Consider the following 23,202-nt stretch of genomic DNA (forward strand, 5'->3'; position numbering starts at 1 on the left):
CACCGTACTTAAGTCATAGCTAGTTTATTTTAATGCTTTTGACAAAATATGAATTGCTGCGTTGTGGTCAGGGTCAAGTATGCACCCACACTGACAAATATGAGTTCTAACTGTCAATGATTTTTTTACAGTTTCCCCACAGCTAGAACAATCTTGGCTAGTATATTGCAGTGCAACTGGTACAGTCACACGCCCATATATTTTGCCTAAATATTCTAACCATTGAGTAAATAATGACCAGCTAACATCACTAATTGACTTAGCTAATTTGCTATTTTTCACCATGTTCTTCACTTGCCGTTTCTCAAACGCCACCAAATCGTTAGATTTGACTACACACAATGCTGTCTTTACAGCAAAGTATTTACGCTAGCGTGAAACTTTCAAGTATTTTCTAGCAAGACGGTTAATAGCTTTCTTACGATTATTAGAACCTTTCTTTTTATGACTAACTCTTTTTTGTAGTCGTTTTAAAGCTTTTTCTGATTTTCGTAAAAATCTGGGATTGTCAACTTCATTCCGGTGAAAATCGCTGTAAAAGCTGTTTAAACCAACTTCTAAACCTATGGTTTTACCCGTTGGCTCAATCTCAATGTTTCGTTCTGCATCTACACAACATTGAACGTAATAAACGTCAGAACGCTTGACTAATCTGATTCTCTTACTTTGCTTAATTTGCTAAAAATTTAAATCCATTTGGTAAAAATTTAAATCCCAAGTTCCAATTAATTCTATTTGACCAGAAACACATTTCTCTGTAAAAGTAATGTGTTTCTGGTTATCTGATAATTTTCAACCGCTAGTTTTATATTCAACAGAACGGTTATTTTTCTGAAACTGAGGATATCCTTTTTTACCAGGAATTTTAGCTTTGCAATTATCAAAAAATCCTTTAATCGCAAAAGTTGTTCTTTATGCTGCTGCTTGTCTTGCCATTGAGTTTAATTTGTCAGCAAAATCAAACTCGTTAGCCAAAACAGTAGTGTATTTATTTAAGTCCTAAGGTTTTACATATGAATTATCCATCCAAAACCGTAAGCATTTATTACGGATGAACTGAGTGATCCGTATTGGTTCATCAATTTTCTGATATTAATTGCGCTTGCCTTTGGCTTTGAACTCAAAAACAATCATACTAATTACTTTTCGAGCTAAGATGATGATAACATGGTTTAGGGAACTTTATAACCCCTAACATGGAAAAATTAATCACAGCCCTTCAGGCGAGGGAGGAGTTAGGAGCAGAAGCAGATACTTTTTTATGCGCTTATATGTTATTATTCCTCCAAGCCCTGCACTTAAATTGTGAGAAATATGACACTTAATTCTTTTTAGTTAATCTATTATTAATATTAGACTAATAGACCTATTTTTAAAATAAATTGTATTAGAAAACAAACAGATTAGATAAAGATATGAGTATCAATAATGACAAGTCCCCTAAAAAGAATAGAATCATACCCAGAAGAATCAAAGCGATTGATTGGAATCAAACATGAAGACTTTATCACATTAGTAGGATTAGTAGAAGAAAGGCATAGAGAAAAACAAGCAGAAAATGAAAAAAGAAAAGTTAGGTTAATTGCTTCTGGAGGAGGATGTAAAACAGAAATGACACCAATGAGACCAAAAGAAGGGGTGTATTTATGCAGTGACAGATTTCGCCTAGCTCGACATCGTTATAGTCAGGTGATAGAGACGGTATGTGGATTAGTTAGGTTACATATAAATGCTTCATTTATACTAAGCCATAATATTTGAATTATCAGATTTGACATTTACCTTTTTAGAAAGCTATGTTTCTCAAAATTTTTGATGATTTTGAACTTTTCATACCCAAACCCTCATTTTTACGTTCAGCAACGATAGCTGTTTTATGTCAATAAAATCTCCTGTAATTCCTTCACAGTAAGCTGTTTAGCTTTCATGAACATGTCTAATATTAATTTGGTTATAAGTAGTAATTTGATTATGTCCAATGCCCAAATTTTCTCATCATCTTTAAATTATCAAGGAGATTACCCATGTCCTGTTTGCCGGCTCGGTAAAGTTTCCCAAATGCCGTTAATGGAAGCGATGTCTTGTGACTTTTGCCAAGAGATTTTTACTGTCAATTTGGAATTACAGCAAATTGAAATGCCTTCTCGACAACCACCTCTGGTTTGGTGGTGGAATGGCTACAAGTGGAATCAAGCCCAATTAGAAGGTGTGGAATTAGGCTGTGGTTATGTTGTGGCTGCAATTGCTTTTGTAATCTTGCCTACTACTTTGATTGCTATAGGAGCTTATTATTTTCCTCCAGATAGAAATTTCCCCTTTTCGAGTATACCATATATCTGGACAGTACTCACTTTTTTGTTACATTTATCAATTATCATTTGGATTCTTATTGAAGTTTATCAGATACCAATTGGGGCATATTTGCGAGCAATTAATCGCTGGAGAGATGGTATAATCAGGTGATTTTTTGAATTTGAAAATTGTAAGAATTCAGGAGTCAGGAGTTAGAATGTTTGAGAAATTGGTTAATTATCACAATACCTTAGCCAAAAGAAAGAGTATGAAGAGAGAGGGCTGATGTAGTAGAGTTATAGTCTTCCAAAACAACAACTCGAAAGCCACACACAGCCCATGTTCGACATACTAACACTATTGCAATGCCTGCTACCAGAGATAAAAGTGACGACGATGCGGCAGTTGAGCAGGATCATGGTGGCCATGTGAGCCATGAACGGACGAGTAACGATGTTGGTAATCTCCCGTTGGGCAGCCATGGGAGGTAGTTATCGGACAGTGAGGAGATTCTTTCACACAGTCATACCTTGGGCAACAGTGTTTTGGGTATTTTTTCCTCGGCATTTGTTTTGCCCAAATGATGTTTATTTGCTGGCAGGAGACGAGGTAGTAATCACTAAAGCAGGTAAAAAAACATATGGGTTAGATAGATTCTAATCTAGTCTATTAAGCAAACCAGTATCAGGACTATGTTTCTTTACATTCTCATTAGTAAGTGTGGAAAAAAGACAGTCATTTCCAATTCAGATAGAACAGATAATCAAGAGCGATTTAGAAAACAGTAGTGGCTCACCAAGCCCAGGAAAAAACCTCAAGATAAACGGGGAAGAGGACGACCAAAAGGAAGTAAAAATCAAAATCAAACAGAAGTGATTTTCACATCAGAATTACTCAGAATAGAGAAGATAATTAAAGAGCTATTTCAGTTAATAGCTAACTTTATTCCCCTCACATACTTAGTTTTAGACGGTCACTTTGGAAATAATAATGCTTTGCAGATGGCTCGGCAGGTAAACTTGCACATAATTTCAAACTTACGCCACGATTCAGCGTTATATATAACTTAATCACAATGCTGATCCTCATCATCGTTCGCGTCGTAAATACGGAGAGAAGTTGGACTGGCGTAATATTCCTGGGGCATATTTGCGTCACACTAGTATTGAAGAGGATATCCAAACCGATACTTAGCAAGCCACCTTATGCCACAAAGAATTTGCCCAATCCCTGAATGTAGTTATTTTGGTGAAAACAAATCTGAAAACTAATGCTCGCAGTCACATAATTCTGTTTTCTAGTGACCATTATTTATCATATGAGAAAATAATCGACTACTACGAACTTCGTTTCCAAATCGAATTTAATTTTCGGGATGCCAAGGAGTTTTGGGGATTGGAAGATTTTATGAATCTGGGTCAAACTGCGGTGAGTAATCCTGCTAATCTTTCTTTTTTCATAGTCAATTTGTCCCATTATCTTCTAGCTTAGTTTCGTCAAGATAATTCTGGTGCAGACATTGTTAATCTGAAGGCTTACTGTCGTGGTTTTCAATATGTTCGTGAAATGTTAAAAATGCTTCCGCAACCGCCAGACCCTATTTTATTAGCCCAGATTTTTGCCAAGCTTACCTCTCTTGGTCGTATTCATAATGCTTCTACAGCCGTTTAATCCTCGTAATTTGGCGAAGGTATTGTTATCAAATAGATATTTTTGGTGTTAGCCTCAAAATGCTGACTGCTGATGGCTAATAGCTGAATGCTTACTGAAAATTTTTAATGTCAGAATAGAACCAGATGCAGTTTAGTTTTTGGTCTGTGAGATCGCTGTTGAGATACCCATGTAAACTTGGAGCAAAGCTTGGGCGGCAATAAAATTAGATTGATTGAAGATTTATTATTTGAGCGATCACATTGAATTTTAATATTATACATCAAGCCAGTATATTAGTATACTAGGGGGATAGTAGCTCACAGGAGACTTAATCTCCCAGATTTATCCTTGGGGTCAATCGAAAATCCTGTTAGAGGATGACCGATGGCTTTTCACTCATAATTAATTTAATGATTATTTGATTTTCCCCAACATTCTATGAGCGAACTGGAGCGGTATTACAGAGTCTTGGAATTAGAGCCTGGAGCGACACTAGAAGAGGTAAACCAGGCTTACAAAGATTTAGTGTTTGTTTGGCATCCTGATAGACTCCCTAAAGACAATCAGCGCTTGCAACAGAAAGCTCAAGACAAGCTCAAAGCCTTTAATGAAGCTCGTGATAAATTACGTTCCTTAAGGGATAAATCTCAAACTGCAAATAATTCTAAACCAACTCAACAAAAAAAACCATCTTCCAGCTACAACCAACCACCACAAACAAACTATCAACAACCAAATCAGAATCCAGACTTGAGTGGTAAAGATTTTAGTCGAGCTAATTTAAGTAATAGAGACTTATCAGGTAGAAACCTGAGTTATGCCAATTTAAGCGGGTCTAATCTCAGTGATACTTTTATGCACAAAGTTAATCTTAGAGGTGCGGATTTATCGGAAGCCAATTTGTTTAGAGCTAACCTGCTGTTAGCAGACTTGAGAGAAGCAAATTTACGCTCGGCTAATTTGATTGGTGCGGATCTCAGTGGTGCTGACTTAAGGGGTGCTGACTTGACAGGTGCTAGAATTCGCTCAGGCGATCGTTTGCTAGTCAAACTGATTGGAGCTAACTTAGCTGGAGCTATTATGCCTGATGGCGCAATTCATCGCTGAACCTAACCAGAGTGAATAAAAAATAAAAAACGCTGTCAAGAGTACCTACAATATGGGAAACTTAGTAATATTCCTGAGAGAATAATCTCTGTAAAAATCGTATCTTCTGTAACTAAATGCCCTACGATATTTTGTAGAAAGCTACTTGAACGGGATCATAGCATTTTGGATTTTAGACATTCGCAAGCCTCAGTCCAACAATTTTAGATTGGGGATTTTGGATTCTAAGACATAGACTAAAAATTCTTTTACGCCATCCATTTGTTATGATAAATTTTTTACTGGGTATTATGTAAATAATACAGGATAAAGTAGCAACAGTCATTAGTTATAGACTCTGATGATATCAATATTTTGCCAATAGAATCTCATAAGTAATTTAATTTTTTTGTTGAGAAAATCATGAATATAGCAATAATTGGTTGTGGTTATGTCGGTTATGCAGTTTCTCAATATTGGCAGCAAAATAAAAACTTTATCATCACTGCAACCACAACTACTCCTGAGCGTGTCCCAGGGTTAAGAACAGTAGCTCAAAAAGTGATAGTTACCGAAGGGAATGATTTAGAATCACTAAAATCAGTATTACAAAATCAAGATGTTATCCTCTTAAGTGTAGGAGCAAAAGCAGCAACTACTTATGAAGAAACTTATCTACAAACTGCCAAAAATCTAGTCTCATTATTGCGTACTTTGCCAAATACTCAGCAATTAATCTACACAGGGAGCTATTCAGTGTATGGAGATAGAAATGGTGTATGGGTCGATGAAGAAACACCAACTGCACCACCTAATCTAAATGCTCAGATTCTCCGAAAAACAGAAGATGTATTGCTCTCAGCAGAAAATGAAACCCTCAGAGTTTGTATTTTGCGATTAGGGGGAATTTATGGACCCGGTAGAGAATTGGTAAAAATATTTGGACGAATAGCTGGTACAACCTGTCCTGGTAAAGGGGAGGATATCTCAAATTGGGTGCATTTAGAAGATATTGTTGGAGTTATAGAATTTGCTCGCTATCACCGCTTACAAGGGATTTATAACCTAGTTGATGATTCCCATCTCACCAGTCGAGAATTAATTGATAATGTACTGACAAAAAATAATTTACCTAATGTGATTTGGGATGTAACAAACAAGAGTAACCGCCCCTATAATACGTGGGTGTCTAATCAAAAGCTAAAAGACGCAGGATACGAGTTTATCCATCCCCACATCATTTTTTAGCAGCCATGGAAATTTAGGCTTATGCGATCACCGATTTTAGATAATTCCTCTATTTTAACAGCATCACCCACCCAATTTTATACTTGGCAAAATTATCCCTGTGCTTATGAAGTACATCAACCGATAAATTCTGATCCGGAAGGAATTCCTTTACTCTTAATCCATCCCATTGGGGTAGGATTGTCACGTTAATTTTAGCAGCGATTTTGCCGCGAATGGTATAATCCCAATCATAGAAGTATGATTTACAATCCCGATTTATTGAGATGTGGTGAAAGTGATACACCCCGGAAAGCTTATCATCCAATTTATTGGGCAGAACAGTTACAATACTTTTTACAAACAGTAGTTAAAAAACCTTCAATTTTAGTAGCGCAAGGTGCTTTATCACCAGTGGTTATTCAATGAGTTAAATTAGCACCAAATTTAATTACTGGAATCATACTAACTTCTGGACTAACCACTTGGAATGTAACTACTAAAAATTCGGTGTCCGCACTCGTTTATTTGACTATAGTGTTGGACTAGAAACCATTCCCGCAGTAATCAAGAATTTAGAAAAGCAGGAGGATGACAGCATTGGGAGAAAACAGATATGTTAATCGTCAAATTCTTGAGCAAATTTTAGCTCTCTGCGCTTAGAAATTTAATTTGTAGGGTAGCTATTTTACCTGCCCCTGAAAAAGCGATTTCTAATATCTACAATTTTTCCACTTCCTATAACAACAAGATTGCTACAAATTCTAGAATATAATTATTTATCACCATTACAGGAGTCCGTATGACCCAGATATATGAAGGAGTAGGCTGGACAAGTTCCGACCTTGAACGGTTGCCAGATAATAGCAACCGTTATGAAATAATTAATGGAGAATTATTTGTGATAATAGCACCGCATTGGAAACATCAAAAAGCCTCTAACAATATTTGTACAGAACTCACACCTTAGTCTAGAGAACCTGGTTGAGGAGAAGCTGCTACTGCTCCCGGTATTATTTTTACTGATGCTGATAATGTTATTCCTGATGTAGTTTGGGCAAGTAATGAAAGTTTAGCAACTTTGTTAGATGATGATGGACATTTAACAGGTGCGCCAGAATTACTAATTGAAGTGCTTTCTGCTGGTGTGGAAAATGGGAAGATGAAGTTTTAGTAAGAGAAAATTTATTTGATTGTGATCAAAGAGTTTGGGATATTGACGAATGATCTATTTGTTAGATACTAATACCTAGACCTCTCAGGAAAATTAACTTGGTGTCAGAAAAATGGTAAAAGGGAATTTTGAGGGTGTACCAAAAGGAAAAATCCACTAAATTAACTATATTCAAGAATATCCACATTGTACAAAACAAATACAGGGAATAACTAACCATCAGTTTCAAGACTTGTTAGCCCAAGGTGAAATGCAGCATAAAAAACTTCAAGGTGACATAGAAAGTAAAAAGATAGGTATAAATCAGAAAGGAGAAGGGAGGAAAGGGAAACTAGAGATAGAACAACAGGTATGTCTATCCTTGTTCTATTGGAGGAAAATGCCAATATTTGAGGTTTTAGGTTTGTATTTCGGTATATGGAAAACGGAAGCAAAGGACACATTTCATGACTGGCTAGAGATATTACGAAATATTTTCCCTCCTAGTCTCCTTAAACAGGTAGAAAAACATGATAGTGATTATGCCATGGCGACTCAGAACAAAAGGCAGGAAACAAAGAGTTTTCCACCAAGGGTATTTTTGTTGAACAGGTCATTAGACTTGTAATATTCCGGGTACCTCAAAAAAGATTTCCCCTGAATTCCTGAATTTACTCACAAGTAATTCTTACTATTTGTGGTTTAGTCACATTAGGAATTGGTTCATTAGTTTTGCCCATTTCATAAATGTTATGAATATGAGGTCAGTTATGAATTTGTCATCAACATCTTCATGGATAGGAACTATCCGTACCTATTCCCAACCCTGATTCTTTCCTTGGCTCTTTCCTAATCTTAACACTGTGGAAAGCCAGACACATACTCCTTTCTAAATTTTCGGACGTCTCTCCTGTCTTCAATATTTAACAGGACGTAGTGAAAATGTAATTAATAAATTCTAAACTACTCCACGTCAAAATATTTGTTTGTGTTATGTTATCAAAGCAGGACTATACTATGGAGATTGTCCTCTTCTTAAAAAAGAATAAGATTTAGAATTATATGAGTTATTTTTCTCCCAATATATCAGCTTACCTTTTGATGGAAAATAAGCTAGAACTCCTGGTGGGTGGAATTCGTGCTGAATTATCCAAACTACGGACTCCTATTGGTGCTTATGATTTTCAAGTAGCTGCTATTGCATTAGCCAATAATCTTATTTTAGTCACTCATAATACTAGAGAGTTTGACAGAATTGAAAATTTAAAAATTGAGGATTGGGAAGAAAATATATAAGCTTATAATTTGTTTAGCTTGTCGTTCTTGTAATGAATTTAAGAGTAACTTAACTGAGTCTATAGATCCTTTAAGTGGTGTATTTTCACCACTTTTAAACCCTCGTCAAAAGAAATGGGCTGACCATTTTTTTTGTGTGGAGTGCTGACGGTACAGGGGTGGAAGGTATAACTGCTGTAGCTCGCGCTACAATAATTAGGCTACGCATGAATAACCCACTGATTATAGTTGCTCCTAAACACTGGGTAATCAGTGGTCGGCATCGTCCTAATGATTGATAGTATAATGAAAAAATAACTATGACACAACAACCGATACAAGTAATTGGCGGTGGACTAGCGGGAACAGAAGCGGCGTGGCAAATTGCCCAAGCTGGCATTCCTGTAATTCTCCACGAGATGCGTCCTAAACGCTTCAGCCCTGCCCATCATACCGAAAATTTGGCAGAATTGGTATGTAGTAACTCTTTCGGGTCCATGGCGAGCGATCGCGCGGCAGGATTATTACACGAAGAATTACGTCAACTCGGTTCTATTGTTATTGCTAAAGCTGACGAACACGCAGTCCCCGCTGGTGGTGCATTAGCAGTAGACAGAGCACAATTTGGGGAAGATTTAACCCAAACGTTAGCAAATCATCCTTTAATTGATTTCCGACGGGGAGAAGTGACAGCAATTCCCGAAGGTATTGTAGCTTTGGCAAGTGGTCCTTTAACCAGTCCCGATTTATCCGCAGATTTACAACGATTTACCGGGATGGAATATCTCAATTTCTTTGATGCTGCCAGTCCTATTATTGTTGGAGATTCTATTAATAAAGATGTTGCATTTATGGCTTCCCGTTATGACAAAGGTGAAGGAGCTTATCTTAATTGTCCCATGAATAAAGAGCAGTATTTACATTTTTGGGAGGAATTACGTAAAGCCGAACAAACAGAATTAAAAGACTTTGAAAAGGAAACAGCAAAATTTTTTGAAGCTTGTTTACCGATTGAAGAAATGGCACGACGGGGGGAAGACACCATGCGTTATGGACCTCTCAAACCGGTGGGTTTATCGGATAGTCGCACAGGAGAAAGTCCTTATGCGGTAATTCAATTAAGACAAGAAGATAAAGCCCATCAACTTTGGAATATGGTAGGATTCCAAACTAATCTGCGGTGGGGTGAACAAAAGCGCGTATTCCAAATGATTCCTGGTTTGGAAAAAGCCGAATTTGTCAGATTAGGAGTCATGCACCGCAATACCTTTTTAAATGCACCACAGTTAATGTCTGCAAGTTTGCAATTTAAAGAACGTCCAACTTTATTAGCTGCGGGACAATTAATAGGAACAGAAGGTTATACTGCTGCATCTGCGGGTGGTTGGTTAGCGGGAACAAATGCAGCGCGGTTAGCTTTGGGTAAAGAACCTCTAATTCTGCCTGTAACAACGATGATGGGGGCTTTGTTTGAGTTTATCAGATCCGCTTCACCTAAGCATTTTCAACCGATGGCTCCTAATTTCGGCATTTTGCCAGATTTGGGAGTGAAAATCAAGAGTAAACCGGAAAAATATGGACGTTATCGCGATCGCGCTTTGGCAGATTTAGCAAATTGGAAAGTTAACCACTTATAAAAAAATAGATTAAGAACTCCAAAGTTGAAACCTAAAAACTTCCAATATTTTTAGGTTTCAACGTTTTTTAAGTTGGAGATGTAGCAATATCTAGCAAGGTATAAAAAGGCAAAGCAGTAGTTTAAATTTAATATATTCAAACCAGCCAAAAGACAGATGAAGGCAAATATAAATAAATTTATATTAACAAATAATAAGCAAAGGGCATTAGGATTTAAGGGTGCAGTAGATTCAGGCACTAAAATAAAAAACACAGAGTAATAAGCATAGTGTTTACTCTGTGTTTTTCTGTGTTTCTTTACAGGACTTACCCAATTGGCATATTAGCAGTGTCAGACCTATATATTGGTTAATATCAACAGATTTTCGACATCTGAGGCACCCTACAAAAAACTTGAGTATGACACTTACGTAAATCCTACTTTATATAGACACTATTAAACTTAAATGTCAGCACCAGTTTTTGTTTCAGTACCCATTGGGGAAACATAATCGCGGAAAAGAGTAATTTGCTGCTCAAAAGATAATTCTTTAATTCTGTTGAACAGATTCTCTGCTGCTAAGGAAAGTTGGAAATTACCAGGAATAGAAATAATCGTCTGACTGTCTATTCCTTGCGCTAGTAAATACCAAAATAACAACTTAGTGGTATCATTCAAAGAAGCATATTCACGAGAAATTAAGTTATCTGACTGATTGATTAAATCACGTTGAATTTGTAGCTGTTCTTCTGGTGATAATTGTTCAACTTGATGAAATAAAGCTTCAGCAATTTCTGAAGAAATAGTGCTGGCATAAGGGGCTGCTGGTGTAATTGAATCACCCATTTCTTGATAAATAAACCAAAATAAACCTAGTTGTTGTTCCACATCCAATGTACGCCAAAATTGGATATGTTCACGAATAACGGGATCACTTGTTTGTGTAAATGTCATTACTGCTCCAATCAGGCATAATTAATGGATCATATTACTCATTTATACAAAAACATACGTATTTAAAACACTACTGAAGATAGATATTTTCTTTAACAAGAAGAATTAAACTAAGAACAGAACTTAAATTGGGCGGAGTGATTGCCAATATATTAGCATGTATAATTGCTTAAAGAGGTAATTATAAAGCATAGATAATGTTGAGCAATGTGGAGGAGTTATCCAATTTTGGAGTTACCCCACCGATAAATCCGGGGGCTTACATTTTACCCAAAAAGAACTATGGGTAACTTCAGATAAATAAATTTATTCCCTATCCAATCCAAAATTGATATAGGAGAGAATAGAGAATAGGTTTGAAGGTTTTTTGCATCTATCTAAATGTCAAGATCACTATCTGTTCTTATTTAACTGAAAACTGCTATATTATTCCCGTCTTTCTTGATAATCTTCAGCGGACGTTGGATCTAGTTCCCAACGAGCCTCATCACGATGTTCTAAAATTTCGTCGGTGCAAAAAAAGGCATCATCATTCATTTCTAAACCGACTGCTTTCGCGAATTCCTCAGTTACATTTTTTTCAGGAGTAGCAACAGTACCACCAACAGCTTCATCTCCTACAGTTTCTTGCCAATAAGTATCAAGTTCATCATCAGTAATGGTGAATTCAGCAGGAAATTCAGGACTTCTTTCTGTATATTCTTGTCGGGAACTTTCACCAACATTATAACCGGGTAAATGTTTTACACACGTACCGTATGATTCAGTAATTTTCTCTGGTAAATCATCAGATTTACTTTCATGTTGCTCTTGTTTTTTATTCATGAGAATAGCTACTTTCAGCATTTTGTTTGATTACAACGCTTGACTAATTAAGATTTGTCTAACTAGCAATTTATAACCTAAGTTATAAATAATCTATCTCCAGAGATAGAACTATTGTCAATTATTAAAGGTTAGGCTAGTTGATAATAATTCATAAAAATAATTTTTAAAGATGGTTTATCTTCATAAAAGTAAATTTTAAATTCTAGGGTGCTTCATAGCTGATTTTTACGTCCTCAAATTCCAGAATCTTCACATAGCCGTAACACAGCCGACTTATTAATTTAATAATAAATCAATAGAAAATAAATAAATAATAGAAGATAATATTATTATCTAGAATAGATATGACCTTAGAATAAAATCTGTTTGTTTTATGTATTTAGCAATTAGTTATTTTAGATATTTTGGAGAGTTTAGGAATTATGCAAGTGTCACAATCAATTCTCTTCTAGGGTGCGTCAGATGTCGGAAATGTGTTGATATTGACCAATTTATAGGTCTGACGCACCATACTAATATTATGCCAGTTAGTTGCCTAAGTGCTGGAGTTATCTAATCTAATTAATCCTTAATAATGACTATTCATTTAGAATTAAAATAAAGGAGGTAACTAAAATGGAATATACAGAGTTTATTACCCATGTACAAAGTCTAACTCAATCAAATTCCCGTGAAGAAGCAGAAATGGCTACTCGTGCAACATTAGAAACTCTGAAAGAACTTATACCTAAACATCAAGCAAGAGAATTAGCAGCACAAATACCTCCAGAATTAAGTGAATGTTTGCAAGGAAGAGAAATTGAAGCTAGTCAATCTTTCCATCTGCAAGAATTTATTGAACGTGCTAGTCATAAAGAAAACATAGAACCTACGACAGCAGCAATGCACGTCCGGGCTGTGTTTGCAGTCTTACAGAATGCGGTTAATCCTGAGGAATTTAAAAAATTCCATGCTTATTTTTCACATGATTATGAAGAATTATTTGTCGGATAAACGACAAGTTAAATGCTTGTTTAATCCTTGAATATTGCTTAATCAAATATCTCGTATATTGAAGTCCAAAATCAACCATAGGAAGAAAAGTCATGAGAAATAATAATCATATTATTGGAGATCAAAAAGTTGCTATCCTGATTGAACAAGGAGTAGAAGACGTAGAATTTATTGTTCCTTTTAATGGTTTGAAACAAGCAGGAATAGAGGTAATAGTGCTTGGTTCACGGATGAATGAAAAATATAAAGGTAAACGAGGCAAACTCAGCATCCAAGCTGATGCAACGACAACAGAAGTTGTGGCTGATGAATTTGCAGCAGTGGTAATTCCTGGTGGTATGGCTCCTGATAAAATGCGCCGCAATTGTAATACAGTTTGGTTTGTAATGGAGGCTATGAAGCAAGGTAAATTAATAGCCGCAGTATGCCACGGTCCACAGGTTTTAATTGAAGGTGATTTACTGAAAGGTAAACAAGTAACAGGATTTGCTGCTATTTGCAAAGACATAACTAATGCTGGTGCCAATTATCTAGATGAACCAGTAGTTGTGGATGGTAATTTGATTACATCTCGTGAACCTGGAGACTTGGCAATTTTTACAACGGTACTGTTAAATCGTTTAGGTTATGGTGGTAAAGATGCTGTTTTACCTAATGAAAAAGATACTGGTGCTGAATGGTGGAAATTAGCTGATGCTTGGGGTGGTTCAACAAAAAACGAAATTGTTAAAGGTTTGAATACTGCTTTAGGTGGTGAGCGTTATTCGTTAGAAGCTTTAGAAAAATATTTAGAGAAAGAATCAGATGAGGAAGTGAAAAATCTGTTTCAAGAGATGATAACTAATAAAAATCAGCACATTAAAAAGCTGGAAAGTTATCTTCATCGTTTCCATGAAAAACCGTCTTTGACTGCAAATATTGCTAATCAATATGCTAAGCTTAAAACAGCTTTAACGGGTAGTGAGAGTATCTATCAAATTCGTTGTGCATTGGGTGATATACAAACAGCAATTGGTGATATTACCAACTTGTCTGCAATGCTTACTGACCCAGTAGCAACGGCAATTTTTAAACAAATTCACAACGATTTGGGTAAATATGAACAGCGATTGATTGAGCTTTATCGAGGGCGGATTGCTGCTGGTGTGAGGCCTCCTAAACCAACTTCTAGGGCGGCTGTAACTCAAGTTTAAACAAGCAGTTTTTACTCCCTTCCCACTAAAAGAATAAGGTCATAGTAATAGGGTAGAGGGATAATGCTTCTGCGTAAGGTTGAATCCCACACCCCTAATTTTATACTGGGAAGGGAGTAGAGGATGTTTTAAAAGTCTAAAATGTTATACTGTAGCCTGGCTCCTCCAGGGTATGTAGCGATAGCGAATGACAATAATAGGTGTCCTCTATTTTTAAAATATCCTCTTACTGCTGATTGCTTTTGTATAATACATTTGAGGTTGTTTATGAAGAATATTTTACGTCAGATAGTGATTATTTGTCTGTTAGTTTTGACTTTATTTGGCATCCAATCTGTGAACTATGGTCAATCTATGCCACTGGCACAAGCTGATACAGTCAAGACTCCAGAAGGTATTTATTACAAAGGTACTCCTGATACGGAAAGAGTTACAAATAACCAGCAGCTAGAAAATGCTCAGGAAAGGCTTAAAGAAACTACTGAAAATGTGAGAGAAAAACCCAATCTTGATGAACCAATTCCTGATTCAACAAAAGAGTTTTTACAGGATGTACAAACGAACATTGAAAAAACGGTCAAGCCAATTACTGGTACTAACCGTGGGTATTACCAAGACAATATCCCGGAAAGTCCAGTTAGAAATAATAGATAGTTAGGGGAATAGGCAATAGGTAAGAGATAATAAGGTCTCCCCTTAGTACTTGTCGGTTAAGATCCCCCCGGGCATCTTAACGATTTTGAAAGCTTAACCGAACAGTATTGTGTCTGCTCTCCCCTGTTTCCCTGCGCCCTAAGTAATTTAGAGTTGATATTTCTAGCACAGTACGGCGTAAATAAACCAACCATTCCAAATCTCTGGAAAGCTCACGCCGTATTGATTTTGAATTTTGTTGGCGTAGCCTGCTGGAAGCACTATTTTGTTAGGGTAGCTCTTCTAAAAGAAGCATTTTGAATTCACGGCGGTACTAGCTATTTGATGATGATTGGGGGTGAAAATATTATGAGTGACACGAGTGTTAAAAAGGTTGATTCTAGTTATTCACCAACTGGTAAACTGGGTCAAAAGTATCTTGCATCTGGTAAAAATGTGGCGATGCGATTATGGGAGAATGAACCACCAGAGGAAGATAAGCAGCCAACACAAAGAGAATATGAAACTGTTGGTTTTGTAATTAATGGCCGCGCAGAGTTGGACATTGAAGGGCAAAAAATTTTGCTAGAAAAGGGAAATTCTTGGGTAGTACCAAAGGGTGCTAGGCATTCTTATAAAATCCTGGAAACATTTACAGCAATTGAGGCTACTAGTCCTCCGGCTCAGGTTCATGGTAGGGATGAAAATTGATTGAATAGAAATTAATTTTAACAAAGATGGCTACACATGGCGCAGCCATCTATTTCCACTTCTAATTATTAAGCAACTAAGGCTTTTTCTGGTTGATGACGGATTTCGTTCGCACCGCTGTTAATTAAATGATGAGTTTCCGGAATCAGCGGACAATGCTTTGAACCGTATTGCCCTATATTCTACAACCTTTTTAACTCCTGATTCCTGACTCCTGAATTCTTACCTTTACCTCTGCACTTACACACCCTATTTCCGAATTTTGGCAATTAAATTGATAATTTCTTGATAGTATAATTTATTGCCTTCTTGATCAAAGAGATTAGCAGATTTTTGGAAATCGTCAATGGCTGCTGGAATGTCTCTGAAATGTTGGTAAATCTCGCCTCTAGCATAGTAAGCGGCTGCTAGGTTGGGATTTATTTGTAATGCTCGGTTATAGTCTGCGAGCGCACCGTTATAGTCTCCTAAAAAACGACGAGAGACTGCGCGATCGCAATATCCTTCTACTAAATGAGGATTTAGTTGTAATAATTTATTGATATCTGCAATTGCACCTTGATGATTTTTCTGGTGACGACGTGCATTAGCCCGTAAGCCGTAAACTGTGGGCAAGGTGGGATTTATTTGTAATACTTGATTATAGTCTTGAATGGCATTTTCATAGTCTTGTAATGTTCTGTAAATCAAACCTCTTTCGAGGTATGCTTGAATGTCTTCAGGATCCTGTTGGATTGCTTGGTTAAAATCTGCGATCGCACCTTGATAATCTTGGAGATGAGACATTACTAAACCACGATTATAGTAAGCTTCACCAAAGTTAGGATTAATTTCTAATGCCTGATTATAATCTGCGATCGCACCTTGATAGTCTTGGAGAGCATAGCGACTATTACCTCGATTATGATAAGCTGCTGCCAGATGAGGATTTAGTTGTATTGCTTGGTTGTAATCAGAAATTGCTTCTGTATATTTGCCAAGAATGTGCAGAATATTACCACGATTACTATAGGCAGCGATAAATTCAGGATAGAATTTTAAGGCTTCGTTAATATCTGTAACAGCGGATTGATCATCTCCGCATTGAAAAGCAGCTAAACCACGGTTATGGAATGCTTTAGCAAGATAAAAATTGATATTTCCAGCTAATTTAGCAGAATTTTTGAGTATTTTTGTGACTTGTTGATAGTCTGCGATCGCTTGGTTAAATTCTGCCAATTCCAAGCAGGAGTAACCACGGTGATAATAAGCTTCAGCCAAGTTACAATTCAGCTGTATAGCTTCATTAAAGACTGTGATCGCCCCTTCATAATCTCCATATAAATTTTTCTGCACTCCCTGTTTTATCAACTGCTCACCATTCATAGCATCTTTATTTTTCTAACCTTGCTACCAACATAAATATTACATTACTTGCAGTGCCATTGACTGGGAATTTAAAGAATCATCAAAAATTGTAGTATTATCACCATACAAATGGTACAACCGCAACTCATCACGTTGTTGCCAAACACTAAATATATTTCCTCTCCCATCATTTAATGTTTGCGAATCAATTTGATAAATATCATTTACGTGATGTAACTTCAAACCTAGTAAATTTAGGAGTCTGCCCAGGATTTTAATTCCAGAAACTACTTCCTTCCCATGTACCACATCAATACCCAACGCTCGTTTAATATGTTTATTACTTTGCACAGCCACATTCTTCAACCAAATCAAATCAGCATCATTTTCCTTAAATACTCTACCATTTTCCAAGAATTCCAACATACCTAATGCTCGCATAGCTTCAACTTTGAGAGTATACGTTCTCAAATCTGGTAAAAAGACCTTTCCTTCACCCCAATATAATTGTTTATGCCACTCTTGTTGATCTCTGACATGGAAATATTCACTTTCATGGGTCAGATAATAGTGAGTTAATAATTGTCCATAATAACCCTTATCATCGCGCAATGTTAGCATAGGAGTTACTTCAATCCCATACATATCTCTGAGCAAATATTTATTTATTTGGTTACGTTCCTTATCACTAAGAGAATGTTTATTTAATAATTGATTATATTCACAATAATCAATATCACTAGCATTAGCTACAGCCTTTGCAGCTAATAATTGATTGTGTTGTTTAATTTCCTGGATTTTGCGCTTAATATCTTTAGCTTTTTGACGACTTTTCACCCAATCTTTCTGGACTTTGACAATTTCGACAATTAACCTCTTTCTAGTTTCTAAATCACTAGCATCAGTAGCAAAGAAAGCCAAGCGTAAATCCCGAATAATATTATTTTGGACTGTATTACTCCGCATCATAACTTGATGTCCATCAGCAATTAAACCATCTTGCAATGATTGCCGATAGAGACGAATAGAAGCATTTACCCTAGCTGATAATTTAGCCCAAGTTCGTAAATGCACAGGGTCATATACCATAGGTAGATCTACATCTATTTTGTGTAAAGGACTCAGCAAAGCTAAATTTTCTTTTTGATTTTCTTGATACCAATGAGATAACAACTGATAATTTGTACTACCACTACCAATTAAACCAATACCACGTTTGGCACACCAAACAACACGGGGTATATCATCCCGAACTCGTGCTAATGCTTGACGGGCTTCTGAGTCAGTAATTACTCCTTGAAAAATTCCATAAACGCGGTCGAAATGTTGGACATCAATACTAATTCCTGTCCCCAAACTAGGAGTAACAAATACAGTATTATAATCTGTAATTTTCTGATTAATAGCCGTGATGAAATCAACCGCAGCATGACCAGGTGTATTAGTAGTATGGCTACTAACAACCAAAGTATTAGGAAATTCCTTTCTTAATTTAAGTAATCTTTCTTTGAGGTAATGTTCAATAGTTTCACAACTATAACTTCCAGTGCGACTATCAGTAGTTACATAACATTTACGTCCAGCAATTAAATCTAATTCTAACTGATGAATTAAAGGTGTTGGGTTAGGGGAATCATAGAAAGTTACATCCCAACCCTGCTGTGGTTTCCATTGGTTAAGAACCACCCAAGGCGTAATTTTAGTCTCTGCTAAACCTTGTAAATATTCTAAAGAAATATCTGTTAAATCTGCATCCTGGGCAATTATTAGACCCCCAGTTGTGAGAACAGTAGCAATCAATTGCTGAAAAATCCTAAGAATCTTAATCCGCTTCTGTTTACAAGTATTACTATTAAGTAAATGCCATAAAGATTGTTCTACTTCATCTAATATAACTATGCCTCCATGCCAATCTTCTGGATTCAGTTTCCAAATAGAATCAATGCATAAACCGAAGGATTTAGTAATTGGTAATTGATAACTACTAATTGGTAATGTCGGGTCTTCTTCAATACTCCATGCTTGATGGCTAATTCCCCATTGAATGGCAATCTTCTCACATAAAAATCTTCCTAAAAGAATGCGATGAGTAATTAATAAAACTGGTTGATTACGACTTTTAGCTTGATTGACAACTGCTTGCAGTCCAGTGGTTTTTCCTGTACCTTTAGGGGATTTCACTCCTACCAAGCCAGAAGTAGGAAAGGGGATTTTTTCTAAATAAGGCTGGTTAAAAGTGAGTGCAGGAGTAATTGTTAATTCCCCGTGAGGTTTAGTTTGAGCAAGGTAAATTTCTAAATATACACTTTGACGATAAATTATTTCAAAATTAGCTGCACCTTTAGCAACAATAAACTCATCAACACCTTTTTCTATTCCCGGTAACTCCACAACTTTAACAGGACAATCTTGTTGTTGAAATAAACAACCAAGTTGAGAAATTGCATTGTTAACAGCAGCCATCTTTTTGGCTTGGTTTTCAAAATCAAAACATATATAAAAACTTCGTTGTCTTGTAGCAAAAACTTCTAAATCAGGAATGAGTTGACGACGGGTGACTTTACCAAATTCATCTTTTACAACTCGATAACCGCTAGTAATTCCCGGAATGGCAATAGCTGGATAACCTTGTGTTAACAAAGCGGCAGCCTTTTTCACACCTTCACAAATAATTATTGAGATATTACATTCCATTATCCATTGCCAAAAACCTTCTGCTTCACCATCTTCAGTAATGATGATATTTTCAGGCATGGGAATATTATACCGTTGGGAAACTTGCTGCCAAATTTGCAAAGTTACACGCAGACAAAATACCCTTGTTGCTGTGCTTGGGGGATGTTCATATTTAATAGACTTACCATCTTTGTTTTGTCGCGGTTGGGTTGGTTTAAAACATCCCCATTCCATTTTCTGCCAATTATTCAGGGGGTCTCTTCCAGAACACCACCAACCACCTGCTGTAATATGGCTGTAACGTTGCAACCATGAACTTTTGATCATGCCAGTATTGGTGCGTGGGAGTTGTTCGGATATGAGTAGATACTGATATGCATTCACACCTTGCAGCGATCTAAAATTTAATCGTGCTAAGTATGAATCTATACTACTATCTTCAACAAGTTCTTCAAGGTGTTGGGGGTGTAAATAATCCACAAGCATGGGCAGAAGCACTCAAAAATAGATGGGGGAAGACAACAGAAATAAAACCTTAACACGCATCTGCTGATTTTTTATAAAAGAATTTGTAGTATTTTACTGTATCGGTTAATGCAGTGTTTTAAGGAACACTTTGGTTAATACAGAAATAGCCTATTTTCCCTGTTGTGTTGTGGAAATAATAATTTTGTATTGTGATTTTTGTGCATTATTAATTTTTCTTTATCAGTACATTTTTGGGAAGATAGTAATAATGAACTATAACTAGAGCCCTCTCTTACAAGGAGAGGGGAAAGGAATAACTTTTATTTTTTGGAGAGGCTTTGATTTTCTCCCCTTCCCTTGTAGGGAAGGGGTTGGGGGTTAGGTCTATGAATTGTGATGCAAATACATGAAAACTGCTGTAAAAGAGTTTTGGCATTCTAAAAAAAATTTTATGTTTTTGAACGCAGATAAACGCAGATGCATGCAGATTAATAAGGATCATAGCATTAATTTTTTGCTTCTAAAATCAAAGTAGAATCTGCAGTGCGTCCAAACTCTTCTGGTGCATATTGTAAATGTACTTCTGCACCAGGCCAAAGTAATGCTCCAGGAGTGACAGAACGGACTAAATAATGGAAACGATAGATTCCTGCTTGGAAATGATCTGCATAGGAAATAATCCTATCTTTATATATGGTTTTATATCCTAATTACCAATTATCGGCTTTTGCTTGTAATGCTGGTGTCGCAGTTTGAAAACTTCCATCTACTGCTTCTAAGGCTTCTGGTAATGGGTCCTTTATGACTAGATGATCTACTGGATGATCTGTGATTATTTCGAAACCAATATCATACACTTCTCCTGGTGCTAAAGTCAAAGATTTATCAATAGCGTACATTCCGATTTTGTGCAGAATTTTCTCTGTATTAACTTTGCTAATTTCTTAAGTTACTCATAAACCGTTAAATCTTCTCGGTTGATTTCCCTGTAGGCGATAACGGTAAGCAGCTAAATAATGTAAGTTACCTTTTCCAGACTTTTACAACAGCAAATCATGACGAACACGGGGTAATTTATCCATTGGGATACTTACCTGCCTGTAAGCTAGGATTTTTATAACCATTAAATCTGGTTTCTCCTAACGGGATGTAAACAAAAATAAAGCCCAAATGTAGCCCAAACTGGCGTGATAAGAAGGAAACACGTCCGGATTCCAGTTGAAGCAATCAATAAATAGAAAAGATATGGCTGTTCTAAACGCTTCTAAAGCTCCAGTAAAAGTATTCAAAGGTTTCTTAGCCCACCTTGGTCTTAATCCTCCAGTCCACTGATGGCAAAGAATAAAAGTGTAGGGACAAAAAACCAAAATAAAATGGCGTAGTAAACTGCTGTTATCTCCAACTTGATATTCTTTGAGTCCTAACCATCCCTTGGCTTCCCTGTAAACAACTTCTACCCAATTTGTTTGAGAATATGTATCAACTATCCATTGGGGTGTGACAATTGATGAAGAAACATTGGTAATAAAGTACTCAATATAAGTGGCTTGAGAGAAAGTAGAACCGTTGATGAGGATAGGAATATTCTGCTTTCTAGTTAAGGCTGATATTTCTACTTCTTTAGTTACTACCCATAATGTTTTGAGTTTATCTAACTCCAGTTGAACTTCTGTAAAAGCCTCTTGGGGTAAACTTTGTGCTAATTCATCTAACCTAATTATTTGTGGACTATCCTCTTGGTCACTGCTAAGGACTGTGGGATTTTTAGCTAATCCTCCTAAATACTTTCAATTCCGATTTTCTATCCTTAATAAGGAAGACCTATTGTGGGCATATCCAGGATCTATAATTACTATTCCTGGTTGATAACCACGGCTCAAGGTCAGATGTATTAATTTAATTCCTAACTCAGGTTTATTCTCAAATCGAGGGTCTTGTTTCCCTTTGGGTAAAGAATCACCGTGGTGATCTAACTCTATATGTAATGGTAAGCTTTTACTGCCATCATATAGATTAGATGTGTTGTTACTACTACTATTCCATTATCCCTTTTCCCAATTTCTCCAATATATTTTCTTCCTACTCCATCCCTAAAATTCCCCCTTTTTCTATGGACAGAATCATCAATTATTAAGCTAAATCCTCTGGTGATTCTCCTCTGACTACACTTGTTCATAATCTCTAACTGACGCTCATTGACTTGGGAACTGGACCAAGGTGCTTCATTTAAAAAGTGGTGTAATTGTTGGTAGGTCACCCCTAGGGCATTCTCTGCCATTTCAAATAGGTTTTTTCTCTCACTTTCACCCAATTATCCCCCTAAATCATGTCCAAACTCTCTTCTTTCCCCTTTATGAGTAAATACATCTCAAATGACACCATCTTTCAAACCATGGTGCCATTGCTGCGCCAGTGGTTTCTTTCATCAGCTTCTTTTAACATGAAAGCTATACCGAAATCACATTCTACTCCTTTTTACTCTTAACTTTTGTTTAAGTCCCTTTAACTGTTTACCTGCTAATTTGACAGTAGCGGCAAAATTAGGTGGTGTGGGTTGGAGTTGACTATATTCTGCTAAAGCTGTTAAACCTTGGGCATTGTTATAAGTTTTTGTCCACGTACCATGACGACGTAAATTTAACAGACTTTGAAATAATTTATCAATGATTTCTGGTGGTGTTTTTTGGTCAATAAATAACCGTAATGCTTGGGACTGGGTTGTTGTCGGTGAATTCATCCAAGTCCAACTTTGGGGTAAATTCAAGGTTGCTGTATGTCCAGTTGGTAAACCTCTAAAACCACCATCAGCAATTTGTAGTTTTCTCAGTTGTTCTCTGGCTAGGTTAGCTTGTTTTTGAGGATAGAATTCTGCAAATGTTTGATTATATTATTGGGTGATATTTGGCGAATTTGCAGTAATTAATAGTTGACTCGCTGCTGGTTCAGAAAATGGTAAATCATGATCTACTAAAACTTGGTTTACTGGTGCTTTAATGCCGTGAATTAATTAAGGTACTAGCTAATTGAATTTCTAAACCTCCTATTTCTGGGAATATATTTTCATCAACATTCAGGGAAATTTTAGTTTTTCCCCC

At 36.4% G+C, this 23,202-nt stretch carries 18 protein-coding genes and 6 pseudogenes; 15 read left to right on the forward strand and 9 right to left on the reverse strand.

Annotated elements, in window-relative coordinates:
- Positions 1-24 precede the first annotated feature (24 nt).
- Together AAZO_RS40025 and AAZO_RS40030 are read right to left on the reverse strand one after the other, a co-directional pair.
- Positions 25-342 (reverse strand): RNA-guided endonuclease InsQ/TnpB family protein, encoded by a 318-nt coding sequence (locus AAZO_RS40025; RefSeq protein ID WP_144031365.1) that lies wholly within the window; start codon positions 340-342, stop codon positions 25-27.
- Positions 343-369: 27 nt separating this feature from the next.
- A complete protein-coding gene (locus AAZO_RS40030; protein WP_338027253.1) occupies positions 370-675 on the reverse strand; it encodes a transposase in 306 nt (101 codons plus the stop codon).
- 753 nt (positions 676-1,428) lie between these two features.
- On the opposite strand from AAZO_RS40030, the gene AAZO_RS22665 reads away from it, so the two are divergent.
- The 11 genes and pseudogenes from AAZO_RS22665 (at position 1,429) to trmFO (ending at position 10,323) form a co-directional block, all read left to right on the forward strand.
- A complete protein-coding gene (locus tag AAZO_RS22665; RefSeq protein WP_013192950.1) occupies positions 1,429-1,761 on the forward strand; it encodes a hypothetical protein in 333 nt (110 codons plus the stop codon).
- Between the two features lie 210 nt (positions 1,762-1,971).
- Positions 1,972-2,463, forward strand: a complete 492-nt coding sequence (locus AAZO_RS22670) for a hypothetical protein (protein ID WP_013192951.1) — start codon at positions 1,972-1,974, stop codon at positions 2,461-2,463.
- A 168-nt stretch (positions 2,464-2,631) separates the two neighbouring features.
- Positions 2,632-3,963 (forward strand): annotated as a pseudogene (locus AAZO_RS22675) (transposase).
- Positions 3,964-4,383: 420 nt separating this feature from the next.
- Entirely contained in the window at positions 4,384-5,052 is a 669-nt protein-coding gene (locus AAZO_RS22680; protein ID WP_013192952.1) for a pentapeptide repeat-containing protein, read from the forward strand.
- Positions 5,053-5,454: 402 nt separating this feature from the next.
- Positions 5,455-6,279 carry an SDR family oxidoreductase gene (locus AAZO_RS22685; RefSeq protein WP_013192953.1) on the forward strand — a complete coding sequence of 275 codons (825 nt, stop codon included), beginning with the start codon at positions 5,455-5,457 and terminating at the stop codon, positions 6,277-6,279.
- Positions 6,280-6,300: 21 nt separating this feature from the next.
- Positions 6,301-6,768 (forward strand): annotated as a pseudogene (locus AAZO_RS32980) (alpha/beta fold hydrolase); the annotation flags it as partial.
- 292 nt (positions 6,769-7,060) lie between these two features.
- A pseudogene (locus AAZO_RS44285) lies at positions 7,061-7,414 on the forward strand (Uma2 family endonuclease); the annotation flags it as partial.
- Positions 7,415-7,682: 268 nt separating this feature from the next.
- Positions 7,683-8,039 (forward strand): helix-turn-helix domain-containing protein, encoded by a 357-nt coding sequence (locus AAZO_RS44290; RefSeq protein WP_013192954.1) that lies wholly within the window; start codon positions 7,683-7,685, stop codon positions 8,037-8,039.
- Between the two features lie 434 nt (positions 8,040-8,473).
- Positions 8,474-8,707: a PIN domain-containing protein gene (locus AAZO_RS40035; RefSeq protein WP_228371379.1), complete on the forward strand. Its 234-nt coding sequence runs from the start codon at positions 8,474-8,476 to the stop codon at positions 8,705-8,707.
- A 134-nt stretch (positions 8,708-8,841) separates the two neighbouring features.
- Positions 8,842-8,985, forward strand: a complete 144-nt coding sequence (locus tag AAZO_RS22710) for a hypothetical protein (protein ID WP_228371380.1) — start codon at positions 8,842-8,844, stop codon at positions 8,983-8,985.
- 21 nt (positions 8,986-9,006) lie between these two features.
- A complete protein-coding gene (gene trmFO / locus AAZO_RS22715; protein WP_013192955.1) occupies positions 9,007-10,323 on the forward strand; it encodes an FADH(2)-oxidizing methylenetetrahydrofolate--tRNA-(uracil(54)-C(5))-methyltransferase TrmFO in 1,317 nt (438 codons plus the stop codon).
- A 443-nt stretch (positions 10,324-10,766) separates the two neighbouring features.
- Here the strand turns inward: trmFO and AAZO_RS22720 are convergent, their stop codons facing one another.
- Together AAZO_RS22720 and AAZO_RS22725 are read right to left on the reverse strand one after the other, a co-directional pair.
- On the reverse strand, positions 10,767-11,258 hold the full coding sequence (locus AAZO_RS22720; RefSeq protein ID WP_013192956.1) for an orange carotenoid protein N-terminal domain-containing protein: 492 nt from the start codon (positions 11,256-11,258) through the stop codon (positions 10,767-10,769).
- Positions 11,259-11,684: 426 nt separating this feature from the next.
- A complete protein-coding gene (locus tag AAZO_RS22725; protein ID WP_041641911.1) occupies positions 11,685-12,083 on the reverse strand; it encodes a DUF6335 family protein in 399 nt (132 codons plus the stop codon).
- Between the two features lie 618 nt (positions 12,084-12,701).
- Between AAZO_RS22725 and AAZO_RS22730 the strand changes: the two genes are divergently transcribed.
- The 4 genes from AAZO_RS22730 to AAZO_RS22745 all read left to right on the forward strand — a co-directional run bounded on the left by AAZO_RS22730 (position 12,702) and on the right by AAZO_RS22745 (position 15,616).
- The gene (locus AAZO_RS22730) at positions 12,702-13,079 is read left to right on the forward strand and encodes a DUF2267 domain-containing protein (RefSeq protein ID WP_013192958.1); all 378 of its coding nucleotides are present in this window, start codon (positions 12,702-12,704) and stop codon (positions 13,077-13,079) included.
- A 92-nt stretch (positions 13,080-13,171) separates the two neighbouring features.
- Positions 13,172-14,272 (forward strand): DJ-1/PfpI/YhbO family deglycase/protease, encoded by a 1,101-nt coding sequence (locus AAZO_RS22735; RefSeq protein WP_013192959.1) that lies wholly within the window; start codon positions 13,172-13,174, stop codon positions 14,270-14,272.
- 267 nt (positions 14,273-14,539) lie between these two features.
- On the forward strand, positions 14,540-14,926 hold the full coding sequence (locus tag AAZO_RS22740) for a hypothetical protein (RefSeq protein ID WP_013192960.1): 387 nt from the start codon (positions 14,540-14,542) through the stop codon (positions 14,924-14,926).
- Positions 14,927-15,274: 348 nt separating this feature from the next.
- Positions 15,275-15,616 carry a cupin domain-containing protein gene (locus AAZO_RS22745; RefSeq protein ID WP_013192961.1) on the forward strand — a complete coding sequence of 114 codons (342 nt, stop codon included), beginning with the start codon at positions 15,275-15,277 and terminating at the stop codon, positions 15,614-15,616.
- Positions 15,617-15,865: 249 nt separating this feature from the next.
- Here AAZO_RS22745 and AAZO_RS22750 read toward each other — a convergent pair whose 3' ends face one another.
- The 5 genes and pseudogenes from AAZO_RS22750 to AAZO_RS32060 form a co-directional block, all read right to left on the reverse strand.
- Positions 15,866-16,981 (reverse strand): tetratricopeptide repeat protein, encoded by a 1,116-nt coding sequence (locus AAZO_RS22750; RefSeq protein WP_013192962.1) that lies wholly within the window; start codon positions 16,979-16,981, stop codon positions 15,866-15,868.
- A 39-nt stretch (positions 16,982-17,020) separates the two neighbouring features.
- Complete coding sequence (locus tag AAZO_RS22755; protein WP_013192963.1) at positions 17,021-20,125, reverse strand: plasmid replication protein, CyRepA1 family; 3,105 nt, start codon at positions 20,123-20,125, stop codon at positions 17,021-17,023.
- A gap of 488 nt (positions 20,126-20,613) precedes the next feature.
- A pseudogene (locus AAZO_RS32050) lies at positions 20,614-21,250 on the reverse strand (alpha-2-macroglobulin family protein); the annotation flags it as partial.
- A pseudogene (locus AAZO_RS32055) lies at positions 21,247-22,533 on the reverse strand (IS701 family transposase). The pseudogenes AAZO_RS32050 and AAZO_RS32055, both read right to left, overlap by 4 nt.
- 77 nt (positions 22,534-22,610) lie before the next feature.
- Positions 22,611-23,196, reverse strand: a pseudogene (locus AAZO_RS32060) (hypothetical protein); the annotation flags it as partial.
- Between the last annotated feature and the right edge of the window lie 6 nt (positions 23,197-23,202).

The sequence above is a fragment of the 'Nostoc azollae' 0708 genome (genome assembly GCF_000196515.1).
Lineage (GTDB): Bacteria > Cyanobacteriota > Cyanobacteriia > Cyanobacteriales > Nostocaceae > Trichormus_B > Trichormus_B azollae.

What these genes read in the sequence shown, in the direction of transcription:
- AAZO_RS22665 (WP_013192950.1), top strand. Translation starts at nt 1,429, where the DNA reads ATGACAAGTCCCCTAAAAAGAATAGAATCATACCCAGAAGAATCAAAG.
- AAZO_RS22670 (WP_013192951.1), top strand. Translation starts at nt 1,972, where the DNA reads ATGTCCAATGCCCAAATTTTCTCATCATCTTTAAATTATCAAGGAGAT.
- AAZO_RS22680 (WP_013192952.1), top strand. Translation starts at nt 4,384, where the DNA reads ATGAGCGAACTGGAGCGGTATTACAGAGTCTTGGAATTAGAGCCTGGA.
- AAZO_RS22685 (WP_013192953.1), top strand. Translation starts at nt 5,455, where the DNA reads ATGAATATAGCAATAATTGGTTGTGGTTATGTCGGTTATGCAGTTTCT.
- AAZO_RS44290 (WP_013192954.1), top strand. Translation starts at nt 7,683, where the DNA reads ATGCAGCATAAAAAACTTCAAGGTGACATAGAAAGTAAAAAGATAGGT.
- AAZO_RS40035 (WP_228371379.1), top strand. Translation starts at nt 8,474, where the DNA reads ATGAGTTATTTTTCTCCCAATATATCAGCTTACCTTTTGATGGAAAAT.
- trmFO (WP_013192955.1), top strand. Translation starts at nt 9,007, where the DNA reads ATGACACAACAACCGATACAAGTAATTGGCGGTGGACTAGCGGGAACA.
- AAZO_RS22720 (WP_013192956.1), bottom strand. Translation starts at nt 11,258, where the DNA reads ATGACATTTACACAAACAAGTGATCCCGTTATTCGTGAACATATCCAA.
- AAZO_RS22725 (WP_041641911.1), bottom strand. Translation starts at nt 12,083, where the DNA reads ATGAATAAAAAACAAGAGCAACATGAAAGTAAATCTGATGATTTACCA.
- AAZO_RS22730 (WP_013192958.1), top strand. Translation starts at nt 12,702, where the DNA reads ATGGAATATACAGAGTTTATTACCCATGTACAAAGTCTAACTCAATCA.
- AAZO_RS22735 (WP_013192959.1), top strand. Translation starts at nt 13,172, where the DNA reads ATGAGAAATAATAATCATATTATTGGAGATCAAAAAGTTGCTATCCTG.
- AAZO_RS22740 (WP_013192960.1), top strand. Translation starts at nt 14,540, where the DNA reads ATGAAGAATATTTTACGTCAGATAGTGATTATTTGTCTGTTAGTTTTG.
- AAZO_RS22745 (WP_013192961.1), top strand. Translation starts at nt 15,275, where the DNA reads ATGAGTGACACGAGTGTTAAAAAGGTTGATTCTAGTTATTCACCAACT.
- AAZO_RS22750 (WP_013192962.1), bottom strand. Translation starts at nt 16,981, where the DNA reads ATGAATGGTGAGCAGTTGATAAAACAGGGAGTGCAGAAAAATTTATAT.
- AAZO_RS22755 (WP_013192963.1), bottom strand. Translation starts at nt 20,125, where the DNA reads ATGCTTGTGGATTATTTACACCCCCAACACCTTGAAGAACTTGTTGAA.